The 15,489-nt window shown below is 41.3% G+C and carries 12 protein-coding genes; 8 read left to right on the top strand and 4 right to left on the bottom strand.

What is annotated here, in order from left to right; genetic code table 11:
* Window positions 1-166: 166 nt before the first annotated feature.
* Window positions 167-2,152, top strand: a complete 1,986-nt coding sequence (gene uvrB / locus GPS65_RS04485) for an excinuclease ABC subunit UvrB (RefSeq protein ID WP_088001102.1) — start codon at window positions 167-169, stop codon at window positions 2,150-2,152.
* Between the two features lie 7 nt (window positions 2,153-2,159).
* Complete coding sequence (uvrA, locus tag GPS65_RS04480) at window positions 2,160-5,036, top strand: excinuclease ABC subunit UvrA (RefSeq protein WP_088001104.1); 2,877 nt, start codon at window positions 2,160-2,162, stop codon at window positions 5,034-5,036.
* Window positions 5,037-5,266: 230 nt separating this feature from the next.
* On the opposite strand, the gene GPS65_RS04475 is transcribed toward uvrA, so the two are convergent.
* The gene (locus tag GPS65_RS04475) at window positions 5,267-5,497 is read right to left on the bottom strand and encodes a hypothetical protein (protein WP_012011388.1); all 231 of its coding nucleotides are present in this window, start codon (window positions 5,495-5,497) and stop codon (window positions 5,267-5,269) included.
* 197 nt (window positions 5,498-5,694) lie between these two features.
* Between GPS65_RS04475 and GPS65_RS04470 the strand changes: the two genes are divergently transcribed.
* From GPS65_RS04470 to GPS65_RS04450, 5 genes are all read left to right on the top strand, one after another.
* Window positions 5,695-6,030: a hypothetical protein gene (locus GPS65_RS04470; protein WP_012011387.1), complete on the top strand. Its 336-nt coding sequence runs from the start codon at window positions 5,695-5,697 to the stop codon at window positions 6,028-6,030.
* 11 nt (window positions 6,031-6,041) lie between these two features.
* Window positions 6,042-7,133: a DUF4097 family beta strand repeat-containing protein gene (locus GPS65_RS04465; protein WP_012011386.1), complete on the top strand. Its 1,092-nt coding sequence runs from the start codon at window positions 6,042-6,044 to the stop codon at window positions 7,131-7,133.
* A gap of 6 nt (window positions 7,134-7,139) precedes the next feature.
* Entirely contained in the window at window positions 7,140-7,334 is a 195-nt protein-coding gene (locus tag GPS65_RS04460; protein ID WP_012011385.1) for a PspC domain-containing protein, read from the top strand.
* Complete coding sequence (locus GPS65_RS04455; RefSeq protein ID WP_012011384.1) at window positions 7,335-7,721, top strand: phage holin family protein; 387 nt, start codon at window positions 7,335-7,337, stop codon at window positions 7,719-7,721.
* Window positions 7,722-7,815: 94 nt separating this feature from the next.
* Window positions 7,816-11,673 (top strand): lamin tail domain-containing metallophosphoesterase family protein, encoded by a 3,858-nt coding sequence (locus tag GPS65_RS04450; protein WP_012011383.1) that lies wholly within the window; start codon window positions 7,816-7,818, stop codon window positions 11,671-11,673.
* Between the two features lie 29 nt (window positions 11,674-11,702).
* Here the strand turns inward: GPS65_RS04450 and GPS65_RS04445 are convergent, their stop codons facing one another.
* Genes GPS65_RS04445 through nagA form a run of 3 tightly spaced genes read right to left on the bottom strand, consistent with a single transcriptional unit; the run spans window position 11,703 to window position 14,368 of the window.
* Entirely contained in the window at window positions 11,703-12,428 is a 726-nt protein-coding gene (locus tag GPS65_RS04445) for a GntR family transcriptional regulator (RefSeq protein WP_012011382.1), read from the bottom strand.
* Window positions 12,429-12,452: 24 nt separating this feature from the next.
* Window positions 12,453-13,178, bottom strand: coding sequence for a glucosamine-6-phosphate deaminase (gene nagB, locus GPS65_RS04440; RefSeq protein ID WP_012011381.1), 726 nt, complete (start codon window positions 13,176-13,178; stop codon window positions 12,453-12,455).
* Entirely contained in the window at window positions 13,178-14,368 is a 1,191-nt protein-coding gene (nagA, locus tag GPS65_RS04435; protein ID WP_144473956.1) for an N-acetylglucosamine-6-phosphate deacetylase, read from the bottom strand. Before nagA ends, nagB begins: the two co-directional genes overlap by 1 nt.
* A gap of 177 nt (window positions 14,369-14,545) precedes the next feature.
* Here nagA and hprK point away from each other — a divergent pair, with 177 nt between their 5' ends.
* Window positions 14,546-15,478: an HPr(Ser) kinase/phosphatase gene (hprK, locus tag GPS65_RS04430; RefSeq protein WP_003212943.1), complete on the top strand. Its 933-nt coding sequence runs from the start codon at window positions 14,546-14,548 to the stop codon at window positions 15,476-15,478.
* Window positions 15,479-15,489: the final 11 nt, after the last annotated feature.

Below are 15,489 nucleotides of genomic sequence, written 5' to 3'. Positions count from 1 at the left end.
TACTGAAAGGAAGGTTTTCGCAAGAGGGTTATTTGGTATTGAAGAGAGGGTATGACTGTATTGGAAATAAAAATCAAGCAAGAGCCGAACTTTAGTTCGTATTTTTGTGTTCTTTTATGATAATATATTCATTAGATAGATTTCGTAACGAAACGGAGGCTTTGATGTGAGTGACCGCTTTGAATTAGTTTCTAACTATCAGCCCCAAGGAGATCAGCCGAAGGCAATTGAAAAGCTTGTTGAGGGGATCCATCAGGGGAAACAGCATCAAACGCTGTTAGGTGCTACAGGTACGGGAAAGACCTTTACTGTATCCAATCTGATTAAAGAAGTGAACAAACCGACACTTGTCATTGCGCATAATAAGACACTTGCCGGTCAGCTATACAGCGAGTTCAAGGAATTCTTTCCGAATAATGCTGTCGAATATTTTGTAAGTTACTATGATTATTACCAACCAGAGGCGTATGTGCCTCAGACGGATACATTTATTGAAAAGGATGCCAGCATCAATGATGAGATTGATAAGCTGAGACACTCCGCTACGTCTTCATTATTTGAGCGGAGAGATGTCATCATCATTGCCAGTGTCTCCTGTATTTATGGCTTAGGTTCGCCAGAGGAATACCGAGAGCTTGTGCTGTCTTTACGTACTGAAATGGAGATTGAACGCAATCAGCTTCTACGTAAGCTGGTGGACATTCAGTATTCTCGTAATGATATAGATTTTCAGCGCGGAACCTTCCGAGTACGAGGAGACGTCGTTGAAATTTTCCCTGCTTCACGTGATGAGCATTGTATCAGAGTGGAGTTTTTCGGTGATGAAATTGAACGTATTCGAGAAGTGGATGCACTGACTGGAGAAATACTCGGTGATCGTGAACATGTGGCTATTTTCCCAGCATCTCACTTCGTCACTAGAGAAGAAAAAATGGAAAAAGCGATTGTTAATATTGAACAAGAGCTTGAGGAACAGCTCGAAAAGCTTCGAGATAATGGAAAGTTGCTAGAAGCGCAGCGCCTTGAGCAGCGGACAAGATATGACCTTGAGATGATGAGAGAAATGGGCTTTTGTTCAGGAATCGAGAATTACTCAAGACATCTGACCTTGCGTCCTCCTGGTTCAACCCCTTATACATTGCTTGATTATTTCCCAGATGATTTTATGATTGTTGTCGATGAGTCACATGTGACGGTCCCGCAAATCCGCGCGATGTACAACGGGGACCAAGCAAGAAAGCAAGTGTTGGTTGATCACGGATTCCGTCTGCCTTCAGCACTTGATAACAGACCGCTCACCTTTGATGAGTTTGAAAAGCATATCAATCATATTGTGCATGTATCTGCCACTCCGGGTCCTTATGAGCTTGAGAAAACCCCAGAGGTTGTGGAACAAATTATTCGTCCAACAGGTTTACTTGATCCAATTATTGAAGTGCGTCCAATTGAAGGTCAAATTGATGACTTAATTGGAGAAATTCATGCGCGGATTGAGAAAAATGAGCGTGTGCTCGTGACGACGCTGACGAAGAAAATGTCTGAGGATCTGACAGATTATTTAAAAGAGATTGGAATCAAGGTCAATTATCTGCATTCAGAAATTAAGACCCTTGAGCGGATTGAGATTATTCGCGATTTACGTCTCGGAAAATATGATGTGCTTGTGGGAATCAACCTTCTTCGTGAAGGACTGGATATTCCAGAGGTGTCGCTTGTGACGATTTTAGATGCAGATAAAGAGGGCTTCTTACGCTCTGAAAGATCCCTTATCCAGACGATTGGCCGGGCAGCGAGAAATTCAGAAGGCCGGGTCATTATGTATGCAGATAAAATGACCAAATCAATGGATATTGCGATTCAAGAAACGAAGCGAAGACGAGAGCAGCAAGAGGCATATAATGAAAAATATGGAATTACACCGCAAACCATCCATAAGAAAATTAGAGATGCCATTAAAGCAACAAAGATACATGAAGAATCGGAAGAATATGAAACAAATGCAGCACCAAAGCTGTCAAAAATGAGCAAAAAAGAACGAGAAAAAGTGATCGAAAAGGTCGAGATGGAAATGAAAGATGCAGCAAAAGCGCTTGATTTTGAAAAAGCAGCAGAATTAAGAGATCTATTGCTAGAGCTAAAAGCGGAAGGATGATTGCCTGATGGCTATGGAACGAATAGAGGTGAAAGGTGCTAGAGCCCACAACCTTAAAAATATTGATGTGAATATCCCGCGTGACCAGTTAGTGGTCATCACGGGTTTATCTGGTTCAGGAAAATCGTCTCTTGCTTTTGATACCATTTATGCAGAGGGGCAGCGCAGGTACGTTGAATCTCTTTCAGCGTATGCGCGCCAATTTCTCGGTCAAATGGATAAACCGGATGTAGATGCCATTGAAGGTCTTTCTCCGGCGATTAGTATTGATCAGAAGACAACGAGCCGGAACCCTAGATCAACGGTCGGAACAGTTACTGAAATCTATGATTATTTACGTCTCTTGTATGCTCGAGTTGGGAAACCGATTTGTCCGATACACGGGATTGAAATTACGTCCCAAACGATTGAGCAGATGACAGATCGCATTTTAGAATATCCAGAAAGAACGAAATTGCAAGTGCTTGCGCCAGTCGTATCTGGCCGCAAAGGGACACATGTCAAAGTACTTGATCAAATTCGAAAGCAGGGCTATGTTCGAGTAAGAGTCGATGGAGAGATGGAAGATCTATCAGAAGAGATCGAGCTTGAAAAGAACAAGAAGCATTCCATTGAAGTCGTGATCGACCGAATTGTGGTGAAGGAAGGCGTCGCGGCTCGGCTGTCTGACTCTCTTGAAACGGCGCTGCGACTAGGTGAAGGCCGTGTGATGATTGACGTGATTGGACAAGAAGAGTTGTTATTCAGTGAACATCATGCCTGTCCGCACTGCGGATTCTCTATTGGTGAGCTTGAGCCTAGAATGTTTTCGTTTAATAGTCCTTTTGGTGCCTGTCCGAGCTGTGATGGGCTTGGCTCTAAACTAGAAGTTGACCCTGAGCTTGTCGTTCCTAATAAGGATTTGACGTTACGCCAGCATGCCATTGCCCCATGGGAGCCGCAGAGCTCACAATACTATCCTCAGCTCCTTGAGGCAGTATGTACACATTATGGTATCGACATGGACATTCCTGTGAAAGATATCCCGTCGCATTTATTCGATAAAATTTTATATGGAAGCGGCTCTGAACGGATTTATTTCAAATATGAAAATGATTTTGGTCAGGTACGTGAAAATGAAATTGAATTTGAAGGTGTTCTACGTAACATTGAACGACGTTATAAAGAAACCAGCTCGGATTATATTCGTGAGCAAATGGAGAAATATATGGCGAACCAGCCATGTCCGACATGTAAAGGATATCGTCTGAAAAAAGAGACGCTTGCGGTTCTGATCAATGGCAAACATATTGGAGAAATCACTGATTTGTCTGTCTCTGATGCCCTTGATTTATATGGTCAAATCGAGTTGTCTGAGAAAGATTTGCAGATTGCTCAGCTCATTTTACGCGAAATCAAAGAGCGCTTGTCTTTCTTAAATAATGTGGGATTAGATTACCTCACATTAAGCCGCTCCGCTGGCACACTATCTGGAGGAGAGGCGCAGCGGATTCGTCTGGCTACTCAAATCGGTTCAAGGCTGACAGGTGTTCTTTATATATTAGATGAACCATCTATTGGTCTGCATCAGCGTGATAATGACCGATTGATCGGGACATTGAAAAACATGCGCGACATCGGGAATACCCTCATTGTCGTCGAGCATGATGAAGATACGATGCTAGCCGCTGATTATTTGATTGATATTGGACCTGGAGCAGGAGTTCATGGGGGAGAAGTGATTTCAGCTGGGACACCGGAAGAAGTCATGAAGGACAAGAAATCTTTAACAGGACAATATTTATCTGGAGAGAAATTTATCCCACTACCGATTGAAAGAAGAAAGCCTGATGGCCGCTATATTGAAATCAAAGGTGCAAAAGAAAACAACCTGAAAAACGTCAATGCGAAGTTCCCTCTAGGCGTCTTTACAGCTGTGACTGGGGTGTCTGGTTCAGGAAAAAGTACGCTTGTGAATGAAATTCTATTAAAATCACTTGCGCAAAAACTTCACAGAGCGAAGGCGAAGCCAGGACAACACAAAGAAATCAAAGGAATGGATCATTTAGATAAGGTGATTGATATTGATCAATCTCCAATCGGTCGTACGCCAAGATCCAACCCTGCCACGTATACAGGTGTATTTGATGATGTGCGAGATGTGTTTGCACAAACCAATGAAGCCAAGGTACGAGGGTATAAAAAAGGCAGATTCAGCTTTAACGTCAAAGGTGGACGCTGCGAGGCATGTCGCGGAGATGGCATCATTAAAATCGAAATGCACTTTTTACCAGATGTGTATGTGCCTTGTGAGGTGTGCCACGGGAAACGGTATAACCGGGAGACACTTGAGGTCACATATAAAGGGAAAAACATTGCTGATGTACTTGAAATGACTGTGGAGGACGCACTCCAATTTTTCGAGAACATCCCGAAAATTAAGCGGAAGCTTCAAACGATTTTTGATGTCGGACTAGGGTACATTACACTTGGACAGCCTGCGACGACATTGTCTGGAGGAGAGGCGCAGCGTGTGAAATTGGCATCTGAGCTTCATCGTCGTTCAAACGGAAGGTCTCTTTATATTTTAGACGAGCCGACAACAGGTCTGCATGTGGATGATATTGCCCGTTTATTAAAAGTGCTTCAGCGTTTGGTCGAAAACGGAGATACGGTACTAGTGATTGAGCATAACCTTGATATTATCAAGGCTGCTGATTACCTCGTTGATCTCGGACCAGAGGGCGGTGCAGGCGGCGGAACGATCATTGCCTCTGGGACTCCAGAGCAGATTGCAAAAGAAAAAGCTTCTTACACTGGTCGATACTTAAAGCCGATTTTAGAGCGTGACCGTAAACGAATGAAACAGTTGGTCAAAGAAACAGAAAGTGTGACTTCATCATAAAAAACCCCCTCTTTTAAGAGGGGGTTCAGATTGTTGACAAAGGGCTAAAATGATCTTTATTTTAGCCCTTTGTCTTCTTTTCAGCGTGATAGAAAACCTTTGAAGTCTAGGAAGGACGAGTAACGGAGTGGAGCGAATTAAACATTCGTGAGCACCGGAACGCAGTCCTGACAAAGAATGCGAGGGTTTGTCTACACGCTGAAACCCCTCTTTTAAGAGGGGTTTTTCTTTTATTGCGCATCTTCCTTTGGCATTAAATGACTGAGTTGCGTTAAATCCTTCAAAATATGCGTGCTGCTGCTGTCGAGCAGTACCTTTAAATAACGGATATCACCATACTTAGGATGAGACGGATGAATGGTCTCAAGCTCCCTGATCATATCGCTGTTCATGCTTTTTTGTTTCTGTATAAGGTCTAAAAGCGTTTGAGCCGTCTGGTTAGTATTATGATGATCTGTCAAAATAATTACCCCCTATAATGATAATCACCATCTTTTACACATATTTTAAAGGGTAATCCGTGAAGAATCTACACTTAGGTGCAAAAAGATGTAATTTGTGTCTAAGGTCATATGTAAATCGAATGATTTTGAAACTTTTGCTACGCAATAAACGTATGAGTTAGAAAGGAATTTTCATCATGAAGGAGCGAATATATATGAATAGAGATCAGTCGATCATTGCATCAATTTGTTATTTTAGTGTATTTTTCATGCCATTTATTGTACCAATCGTGGCATATTTTGTAGTCGACCAAAAGGAACCGAAACGGCACGCCTTGCGGGCATTGTGGTCACATGTTTTGCCAGTCGCAGCGTGCGTGTTGCTCGTTTTTGGGTCTATCCCATTTTTATTGTCAACACAGGCAAGTGACTCACTCATGCCAGTGATCACGATGCTCATCTTGTCCTTTTTAGTCGCTATTGGCTTTTTGATCTCTGTCATTTGGAATATCATTCAAGGTATTAAAGTACTTCAATCCATCAAATCGTAGGAGGGCTTTGTATGAATGAAAAAGAACGCATTTTAAAATTAGTAGAAGACGGGACATTATCGGCAAAAGAAGCGATTACGCTACTTGAAAAACTAGAGGAAAGTCCGTCTGTTTCATTAGAAAAGTCAACCGCTGATCACACCTTTCATGAAGAAAAAGCTGGTACTGAGAGCAAAGGAAATGGTACCGAAAATCTTGGTGCAAAACTGTTTGGTTGGTTAGACTCTGCGGTGAAAAAGGTGAAAGACGTAGATCTTGATTTAAATTTTGGACAGTCGGTCGACGTTGAGCACATTTTCCAGTTCAAAGACGCCTCACTCTCTCATTTAGATATTCAATTGGCGAACGGCAGTCTCAATGTGATGCCTTGGGACGATAGCGATATTCGAGCAGAATGCCATGCAAAAATCTACCGTGCAGAAGACGGAGAGCAGGCAAGACAGCAATTTCTCAATCAATTGGACTGCGGCCTTGAAGGGGATAAATTTTTTATCCGGACCGAAAAGAAGACGATGAAAGTCAATGTCACTTTATATGTACCGCGTATCCAATACGATAAAATCAAGGTGAAACTGTTTAATGGTCCGATTCGCGGGGAAAAGCTAAAGACAAAAGAACTTGCTGCGAAAACCACCAATGGTGTCGTCTCTTTTGCCTCATTACAGGCGGAAAAGGTTGGAATTGAAACAGCAAACGGACAAATTAAACTGGCGGATCACGAGTGTGGTATGATTGAAGTAGAAACCATTAATGGGCTGATTGACCTGCGCGGGAAAAGTGAGTCAATTGATGCCCAAAGCTTTAACGGAAACATTGCTGTTCAGCTGTCGGATGAGAAGTGCCGTTCCATTTATGCGAAAACGACAACAGGCAGTGTGGACGTCCAGATCCCGCGTGCGTGTGCAGTGACCGCTGAGCTGAAAAGCAATCTTGGGTCTATTTCTCACGATTTGCTTGATGCAGAGATGATTAAAGAGAAAAATGAGACATTACAAAAAGAAAAAATGATCAAAGCCAATCAACAGGCAGTGAACAGTATATCCATTTTTGCAGAAACAAAAACAGGTTCAATACAAGTAAAGCACCAATCAGACAAGGAGTGATTCTACATGAAGAAGCTTTATCGTTCAGCAACAGATAAAAAAATAGCGGGTGTTGTTGGTGGACTTGCCGAATACTTAAGTGTCGATGCATCTTTGCTTCGCATTTTAACGGTTATCGTCGGATTTATGACAGCATTTATGCCAATTTTCTTGGTCTACTTCATCTGGTATTTTGTTGTTCCGGAAGAAGGCACTAACTAAATGTTTAGATGGATCGTCAGTATTTTAGTCAATGCATTACTTTTAATCGTTATTGCTGGATATTTTGATTCGGGCATTCTGCCAGGGCTTGGCAGCGTTTATATTGAAGGGTTTGGCGCAGCCATTGTGGCAAGTATTATTTTATCTTTGCTCAATATTTTAGTGAAGCCGTTTTTGATCATTTTAACGCTTCCAGTAACCGTCCTCACACTAGGATTGTTCTTGTTTGTGATTAATGCCATCACACTCATGATGACATCAAGCTTTATGGGCGATAGTTTTAACATTGATGGGTTTGGAACGGCCATTTGGATGGCTGTCATCTTATCCATTTTCCATCTGTTGATACAAAAAGGAATTGTGGAGCCGTTAGCGAAAAAAAGCTAACGGTTTTTTTGACCCTTTTTGTATTGTTTCTCCGTTTCATCTGACATAAAAACTTCCTTCAGGAGACACAATATCCGAAGGGAGGCGGTGCACGATGGTGAACGTGAGCAGACAAATCATGCTTTTATGTTTTTTTATCATTCTTTTTTGTTTCAATCAGCCTGCTTCAGCAGGGCCTTTTATTCAAACACAAGTCAATATACCGGACAAGCCTTTTTCTCCTTTTATCTTTGATCCCTTTCATGTGGATGTCCGACCAGTTTTAGGGGAAAAAAGCCGTGATCTCCAGTTTCGTGCGTCTATTACGGATCAGGAACAAATTTTGTCCGCGAACTTGTATTATAAACAAAGTGATGAGCTAGGGTACCGTTTGATCCCAATGGAACGGTTGCCAGGTATGAAGCCAGAATTTACAGCGAAAATTCCACCAGATCAATTATGGAATCCAACCGTTCGTTACTATACAGAGTTTCTCACGCAAAAGTCCGTGATCAAAACGGCAGAACAATCTGTCCACTTAAATGGATTTGAAGAGGATCTTTCGCGCATTCCCGACTTAGTCATCACAGAAATTGTTGTCAATTCAAAAAATCGCAAAGGCAAAGATGCATTTGAATTTATTGAGGTATATAACACCACACATGAGCCTATCTCTCTTAAACATTATCAGCTTCGCTACCGCAACCCTGCACAAGGAACTGAAATGGATGATGTGTATTCCTTTCACACTAAACCAGTGACTCTTTCACCTGGAAAACCGTATGTTTTCTGGCTGAGGAAAAAAGGGCAGGAGCATTTAACTGTAGCGGACTTCAATGCCATGTACAAAAGTCAATTAAAAGAGGGAGAGCATGTCTCTGTCATCGAAAGCAAAGGGCTGTCCAACTCTAAATCTCGTCTTGTTTCCATTACAACGAATATAGGGGAGGAGATTTCTTCAGCAGCATTTCGCTTGAAGCCTTCATGGTTTAGTGAGCATAAATCTTTGCTGTTCAAATATCCAATGGACGGTACGTCGCAAATGAAACTGATCTCGAAAATTGAAGAAGAGCCTACGCCTGGAAAAGTGCTAAAAGCACAAATTCCATCTGAGAAAAAAGAAATGTCTCAAGATATCCACAAACCTGTGATTGAAGATATGACAGTGAGGAAACCAGTGAAACCAACTGAAAGCATAGAGATTAAAGCAGATGTACAGGATGATCAGGTCGTCAAAACCGTCAAGCTTCGCTATCGAACAAATCGGAAAGATGATTTTAAGGAAATACTGCTTCAAAAAGATCATAACGACCGATTATTTCATCATATTTTTTACTCACCTGAGTTGATTGGAAAAGAACAATTGGAATATCAGCTTGAAGCGTCAGACGGTGAAAATACAGCAATGACGATGAAAAAAATGATTGATGTGGAGCAAGTTAGCAAATCACACGGCCTTCGATTCAATGTAGAAGAAGGGGATACGGTTTCAGGATTATTTCCATTAAAGGCAACGTCTGATCAGAAAAAAAGTATTGAACTATTAATAGATGGAAAGCGGAAACAGCAAGTGTTTTCTGCCCTTGAAGCAGATCCATATATTGCATTTGATGTCAAAGGGACAAATTTATATTTTAAAAATGGTGTGTTTATAGGTAAGCGTTTACTATCTATTTTTGATGATTCGACTAAAGTGTATCGTACCTATACAATGCCAATACCAGAAGCAGAGATGAAAAAAGCAGGTCTCCAAACGATTTCTTTCCATGCAGGAACAAAATCCTCTCCAGTTGATCGGCTGCCTGGAGAGAATCACGATGATTTTGAACTAAAAAATGTCCGAATGATTCTATCGAATGGAACTCAAATTCCTCCAATCAATGCAATGCCGCAAAAAGAATGGAGAATGGGAGACAACAGTAACGCTAAAAAGGTCAGAACATTTCAATTTGAAATACCAAAAAAAGCTTATGTTTCAACGTATATGAAGTGGGATACAAGAAGGTTGAAAGAAGGGCCACACCTGATTGAGGCAAAAACCTCAGACGAGCATGTATCTGTACATGTGATGGTCGATAATACAGGACCAAAAATTAAGACCAACGTCCAAACAAAGGATCCGTATAAAGGAGCATTTACGTTAAAAGCAAAGGTCACAGATCGTTGGAGTGACATAGAGGAGATGAAGGCATATGTAGATGGCAAACCAATTTCGCTGCCATACCAGACGTCTTCTAGCGAATTAAACCCGGGGGAGCACACGCTGACAATTAAAGCAAAAGATGCCGCAGGAAACATGTCAACGTTGAAAAAAGAATTTAAGACCGTACATGAACACCCTGAGCCACCAGAACGTGTAGCAGATAAGACGAAAATGAAATCGTCTAAGCAAACTGTGCTTACCAAGGACCCAACGAATGATAAACTGGATTATTCCTTTTACCGTGCCTATCAATATACATCGCTGCATCCATCAATGAAGATTTTGAAATATGCAGCGGAGACAGAACCCCCAAAGAACTTTAACGAAAAAGGAGAAATGATCTTTTCTACTCAAGAAAGGAATCGCATTGCCTTTGCTGATGGTAAGTCAGTTGAAACAAAGGATTTACATCGTTTTCCCTATCATCGTTTTCAAATCAAGGTTGATCAAGCAGTACGTGAAAAGGATGTCGTCGAGGCGATGTGGAAAGGGAGTTCATTGTCAGGTAGGAAGGTGACCATGTATGCATGGAATCATCAACAAGAAAAGTGGGATAAAATCACTCATCATTTTGCTAAGGATCAAAAGGAATTTTACCTAAAAGGACTGCTGTCAGTCAGGCAGTATATGAAAAATCATACGTTTGATTTGCTTGTACAGGATGAAATCAGTAAAGCGCAAAAGCCATATAAAATGGTTTGGATGTCTGACACACAATATTATGCAAAGAGCTATCCTCATATCTTTAAACAAATGGTCGAGTGGATCAGAGACCAAAGAGAAAAGTTAAACATTCAATATGTGTTCCACACAGGTGACATTGTGGATGATTCAAAAGATAAACAATGGCATCGTGCTGATACGTTTATGCGCGTGTTAGATGAGCATCAAATTCCTTATGGAGTTTTAGCAGGAAATCATGATGTTCGACACAAGGACGGTTTTTATGCGGAATACGGCAAATATTTCGGTGAGAAACGCTTTGCAAATAAACCGTACTATGGTGAATCCTATCAAAACAATCGCGGCCATTATGATCTCATTTCTGCTGGTGGCAATGATTATATGATGGTATACATGGGCTGGGGGATTAAGCAAGATGAAATTGATTGGTTGAACCGTGTGATTTCTGAGCATCCAGACCGTATCGTCATTTTAAACTTTCATGAGTATTTGTTGGTCAGTGGTAACCGCAGTCCAATTGGCGACCTCATCTTCCATCAGGTAGTGAAACGCCATCCCAATATAGTGGCGGTATTTAGCGGACACTATCACGGAGCTAGCAGAAAAGTAGATGAGCTTGATGATGACAAGGATGGCAAAGTAGATAGGAAAGTATATCAAATACTCGCTGATTATCAGTCAGGACCTGAAGGTGGACAAGGGTTTATGCGATTGATAACAGCTGATCAAGAAAAAAATCAGCTTCATTTTACGACATACTCACCTTACATGAATCAAGAGCATTTCTACGATCCTAAAACGTATGGAGATCAAGATGAATTTTCAATCGATGTGGATTTGACACCAAAAATGAAATCTGTCAAAACCAACTATTTTGAACTCAATGTGTACACAAATGTTTTGATAGGAGAGGCACGCGGCATAAAAAGCGGTAAAAAAGCAAGCTTTGAGTGGAAAGGTTTAAAGCCAAACGAAGATTATTATTGGTACACCGTAGCAAAGGATCGTTTTCAAGGAAAAGCAATTTCACCAATATGGAAAATTCATACAAAAGATGATCGTGAAGCAACATTTCTTAGGAAATAAAAACAGTGCTCCTTTTATAAGGGCACTGTTTATCTTTCCATTGTATGAATGAGCTTGTAACGATCCCCTCTATAAACGGAAAGGACATATTCAAATGGAACATCATTCTGAAAATAAGTCGTTCTTGCGATTGAGAGCACGGGATCACCTGTTGAAATAGATAGCACGTGTGCTTCTTCTTTTGAAGCAACATTCGCTTCAAGCTCTTGTTTTGCATGAGCAATTGTAAGGCCTGTTTGAGCCTCTATATATTCATATATAGAGCCAGTTAAATGTTCCCTTGTTAAATCTCCTGCAAATGCTTCAGGGATATAGCTCGTTTCAATTGCCATTGGTTCATCATTCGCGAGACGTATCCGTTTGAGTTCAAATATAGCATCGCCATTTGAGAGTTGTAAGACAGGTAGCAAGTGCTCTGGACAAACGGTTTTTTTAAAATCAATCAGCTTGCTTGAAGCGGTGAGACCACGCTGACGCATATCCTCTGTAAAGCTTGTTAAGCCTTGAAGCGGCTGTTCAAATTTTTTCTGGCTCACAAAGGTGCCTTTTCCTTTTTGTCGATACAAATATCCTTCGTTCACGAGGTTCGATAAGGCTTGTCTGACAGTCATTCGACTTATACCAAAGCGTTCGGCATATTCTCTTTCAGAAGGAATGAGTGTATCAGGTGCTAATGTTCCATCCTTAATCTGTTTTTTCAAGTTCTCCATAATCTGATGGTACATCGGAATAGGTGACTGCTTATCAATAAACATGTGAAAATCCTCTCGTGTTTAACTTTAGCGTAGAGAACCAGCTTCTCGATCAATCAAAATCGTCACATCTTCATGAAGTTTCAGAGCAGATGCTGGGAAGTCTGGATGTATCTCCGTCTGTTCTAAGTATTGTATCACTTTTGCTTTTGATTTTCCTGATGCAAGTAGGAGTATCTTTTTACTTGAAAGAATGCTCGCAATGCCCATGGTGATGGCATGTGTAGGGACCTCATCAATAGAAGAAAAGTATCGTGCATTGGCCTGCCGCGTATTTTCATCTAGTTGCACGACATGAGTCATTGAGTTAAATGGGGTACCGGGCTCGTTAAAACCAATATGTCCATTTTGACCGATTCCAAGAAGCTGCAGGTCGATGCCGCCTATATCTTGAATGAGCTGATCATATCTTAAGCATTCCTTTTCTAAATCAGGTGAAGCGCCATTTGGAAGGAAATACTGATCCTGTGGAAGATCAATATGATCAAATAAATGACGTTTCATATAGGTCATATAACTATTTTCATGATCTGGATCGAGTCCTGCATATTCGTCTAAATTGACTGTTTTTGTTTGTTTGAATGACAATTGTTGTGATTGATAAAGGTGAATTAACTCTTGATATGTATCAAGAGGTGTACCCCCCGTTGCCAGGCCGAGTACGGCATCTGGTTTAGAAGCGATTGTACGCGCGATCAGGGCTGCTGCTTCTTTGCCTAATTGTTCTTTATCTTCAAATTCAATGATGTTCATTAGTGATTGGCCTCCTTATTCTCAAAGACGATTTGTCCATGGCAGATCGTCATCATTAGTTCGCCAGACTCATCCCAAATGACAAGGTCTGCTTGTTTTCCAACTTCAATCGAACCAAGCTGCTGATCCAGTCCTAGCTGAATGGCTGCATTAGTTGAGGTCATCTTTGCTATCTCTGTCCACTCGCAATGTGTGATCTGTTTCATCCGTTTGACGCCATCTTTCATGCGCAGAATCGATCCTGCTAGTGTACCGTCTGCCAGTAAAGCTTTTTCGCCACTGACTGTGACTGTTTGGCCCCCAAACTCATACGTGCCATTCCCGAGTCCTTTTGCGCGCATCGAGTCGGTAATCATCATTAAACGATCACTTCCTTTTGCCAAATACGCAAGCTTGATGGCAAGTGGATGAGAGTGTATCCCATCCGTAATCAGCTCAATATGAAGATTCTCGTTCGTAAGGGCAGCTCCTACAGCGTTTGGTTCACGATGCTGAAACGAACTCAGTGCATTATAAAGATGCGTGACATGGCGAGCACCATGCTTTGCTGCTAATTCAATCATGTCATGATGGGCATTCGTATGTCCAATAGAAGGAATAATGTTTTTTTCTTGCAACAATGAAAGAAAAGCAAAGTCAGGGTCTTCTTCAGGTGCAAACGTGACAATTCGAATAAGGTGTTCAGAAGCATCCAGCCATTTTTTAAAAAGAGGGAGATTGGGCTGCTTTATCCATTGAACAGGCTGTGCCCCTGCTTTATCTTTCGAAATAAAAGGACCTTCAAGATGGATACCTAAACATTGTGCCTGAACGCCTGCTTGTTCTTCATTGTATGGTTTCCACTGGGCGACATTTTTAAGTGCTTGCTCTATCTCTTGATGGTTTTGAGTGATGGTTGTGGCTAAAAAACTTGTCGTTCCTTCTGACGGTAAGTGATCAGCGATTGTATTCATGGCTTCTGATGTCGCATCCATCATATCTGCTCCATATCCACCATGGATGTGAATATCAATCATTCCGGGAAGTAAATAAAAGTTTTCCCGGGAAATATATACTTTTTCATAATTTCCTGTCGGTGGTGTTGTTGAAATATAGTCAATCTTGCCGTCGCGTAAACCGACAAAACCGTTTGCAATCATTTCAGTCTTTGTCACAATATGAATATTGGAGAGCAATAAAGAGCTGCTCATGATTGTGCCCCCTTTAGTCATTGTCTTTGATTTAGTTTACCCTTTTTAAGTATAGTTGTCTATACCAGTAAATGAAAGGAAACAGGAACAGGATAAAATACTGTTTTGGGATCATCATTGAAAGTGATAAAATAGAGCTGTATTTCTGAATCGCCTGTGATAAAAGGAGGAAGAAGCGTGCCGAAAGTTCGTACGAAGGACATAATGGAACAATTTCATCTTGAACTGGTAAGTGGGGAAGAAGGGATTAATCGTCCCATTACAATCAGTGATCTTTCCAGACCAGGTATTGAAATGGCTGGTTATTTTACATATTACCCAAAAGAAAGAGTTCAACTTTTAGGGAAAACAGAGCTTTCTTTTTTTGAACAGCTCCCAGAACGCGAACGAAAGCAGAGAATGATGTCTCTTTGTACTGATATTACTCCTGCAATTATTTTGTCACGAGATCGTGAAGTGCCGAAGGAGTTAATTGAAGCTTCAAATGAAAATGGCGTACCTGTGTTACGTTCAAGCCTAAAAACGACAAGACTGTCGAGTCGTTTGACCAACTTTTTAGAAAGCAAGCTTGCACCAACGACTGCTATTCATGGTGTGCTCGTAGATGTATATGGTGTAGGTGTATTGTTAATTGGAAAAAGCGGAGTAGGAAAAAGTGAAACAGCCTTAGAATTAGTGAAGAGAGGACACAGGCTGGTCGCAGATGATTGCGTAGAAATCCGTCAAGAGGATCAGGATACGTTAGTCGGAAGCGCACCTGAGCTGATTGAACATCTTTTAGAAATCCGTGGATTAGGCATTATTAATGTGATGACCTTATTTGGAGCTGGGGCTGTCAGAAGCTATAAGAGAATTACGATTGTGATGAATCTTGAACTTTGGGAACAAGGCAAACAGTACGATCGTTTAGGACTTGAAGAAGAGAAGATGCGAATCATCGATACAGATGTACCGAAGCTGACCATTCCTGTCCGGCCTGGACGAAACTTAGCGGTTATTATTGAAGTGGCTGCGATGAACTTCAGGTTAAAACGCATGGGACATAATGCGGCGGAACAATTTACAAGTAAACTAGCCGATGTCATTGAAGACAATGGCCAAGATGAATAGGAGTTGTCTAT

Origin of the sequence: Bacillus pumilus, assembly GCF_009937765.1 — a bacterium.
In the GTDB taxonomy this organism is placed as follows: domain Bacteria; phylum Bacillota; class Bacilli; order Bacillales; family Bacillaceae; genus Bacillus; species Bacillus pumilus_O.
This window is presented reverse-complemented; position numbering and strand designations above follow the sequence as displayed.

Excerpts from the sequence above, each read along its gene's own strand:
- uvrA (WP_088001104.1), top strand. The coding sequence starts at position 2,160 with ATGGCTATGGAACGAATAGAGGTGAAAGGTGCTAGAGCCCACAACCTT.
- GPS65_RS04470 (WP_012011387.1), top strand. The coding sequence starts at position 5,695 with ATGAATAGAGATCAGTCGATCATTGCATCAATTTGTTATTTTAGTGTA.
- GPS65_RS04465 (WP_012011386.1), top strand. The coding sequence starts at position 6,042 with ATGAATGAAAAAGAACGCATTTTAAAATTAGTAGAAGACGGGACATTA.
- GPS65_RS04460 (WP_012011385.1), top strand. The coding sequence starts at position 7,140 with ATGAAGAAGCTTTATCGTTCAGCAACAGATAAAAAAATAGCGGGTGTT.
- GPS65_RS04455 (WP_012011384.1), top strand. The coding sequence starts at position 7,335 with ATGTTTAGATGGATCGTCAGTATTTTAGTCAATGCATTACTTTTAATC.
- GPS65_RS04450 (WP_012011383.1), top strand. The coding sequence starts at position 7,816 with ATGGTGAACGTGAGCAGACAAATCATGCTTTTATGTTTTTTTATCATT.
- GPS65_RS04445 (WP_012011382.1), bottom strand. The coding sequence starts at position 12,428 with ATGTTTATTGATAAGCAGTCACCTATTCCGATGTACCATCAGATTATG.
- nagB (WP_012011381.1), bottom strand. The coding sequence starts at position 13,178 with ATGAACATCATTGAATTTGAAGATAAAGAACAATTAGGCAAAGAAGCA.
- nagA (WP_144473956.1), bottom strand. The coding sequence starts at position 14,368 with ATGAGCAGCTCTTTATTGCTCTCCAATATTCATATTGTGACAAAGACT.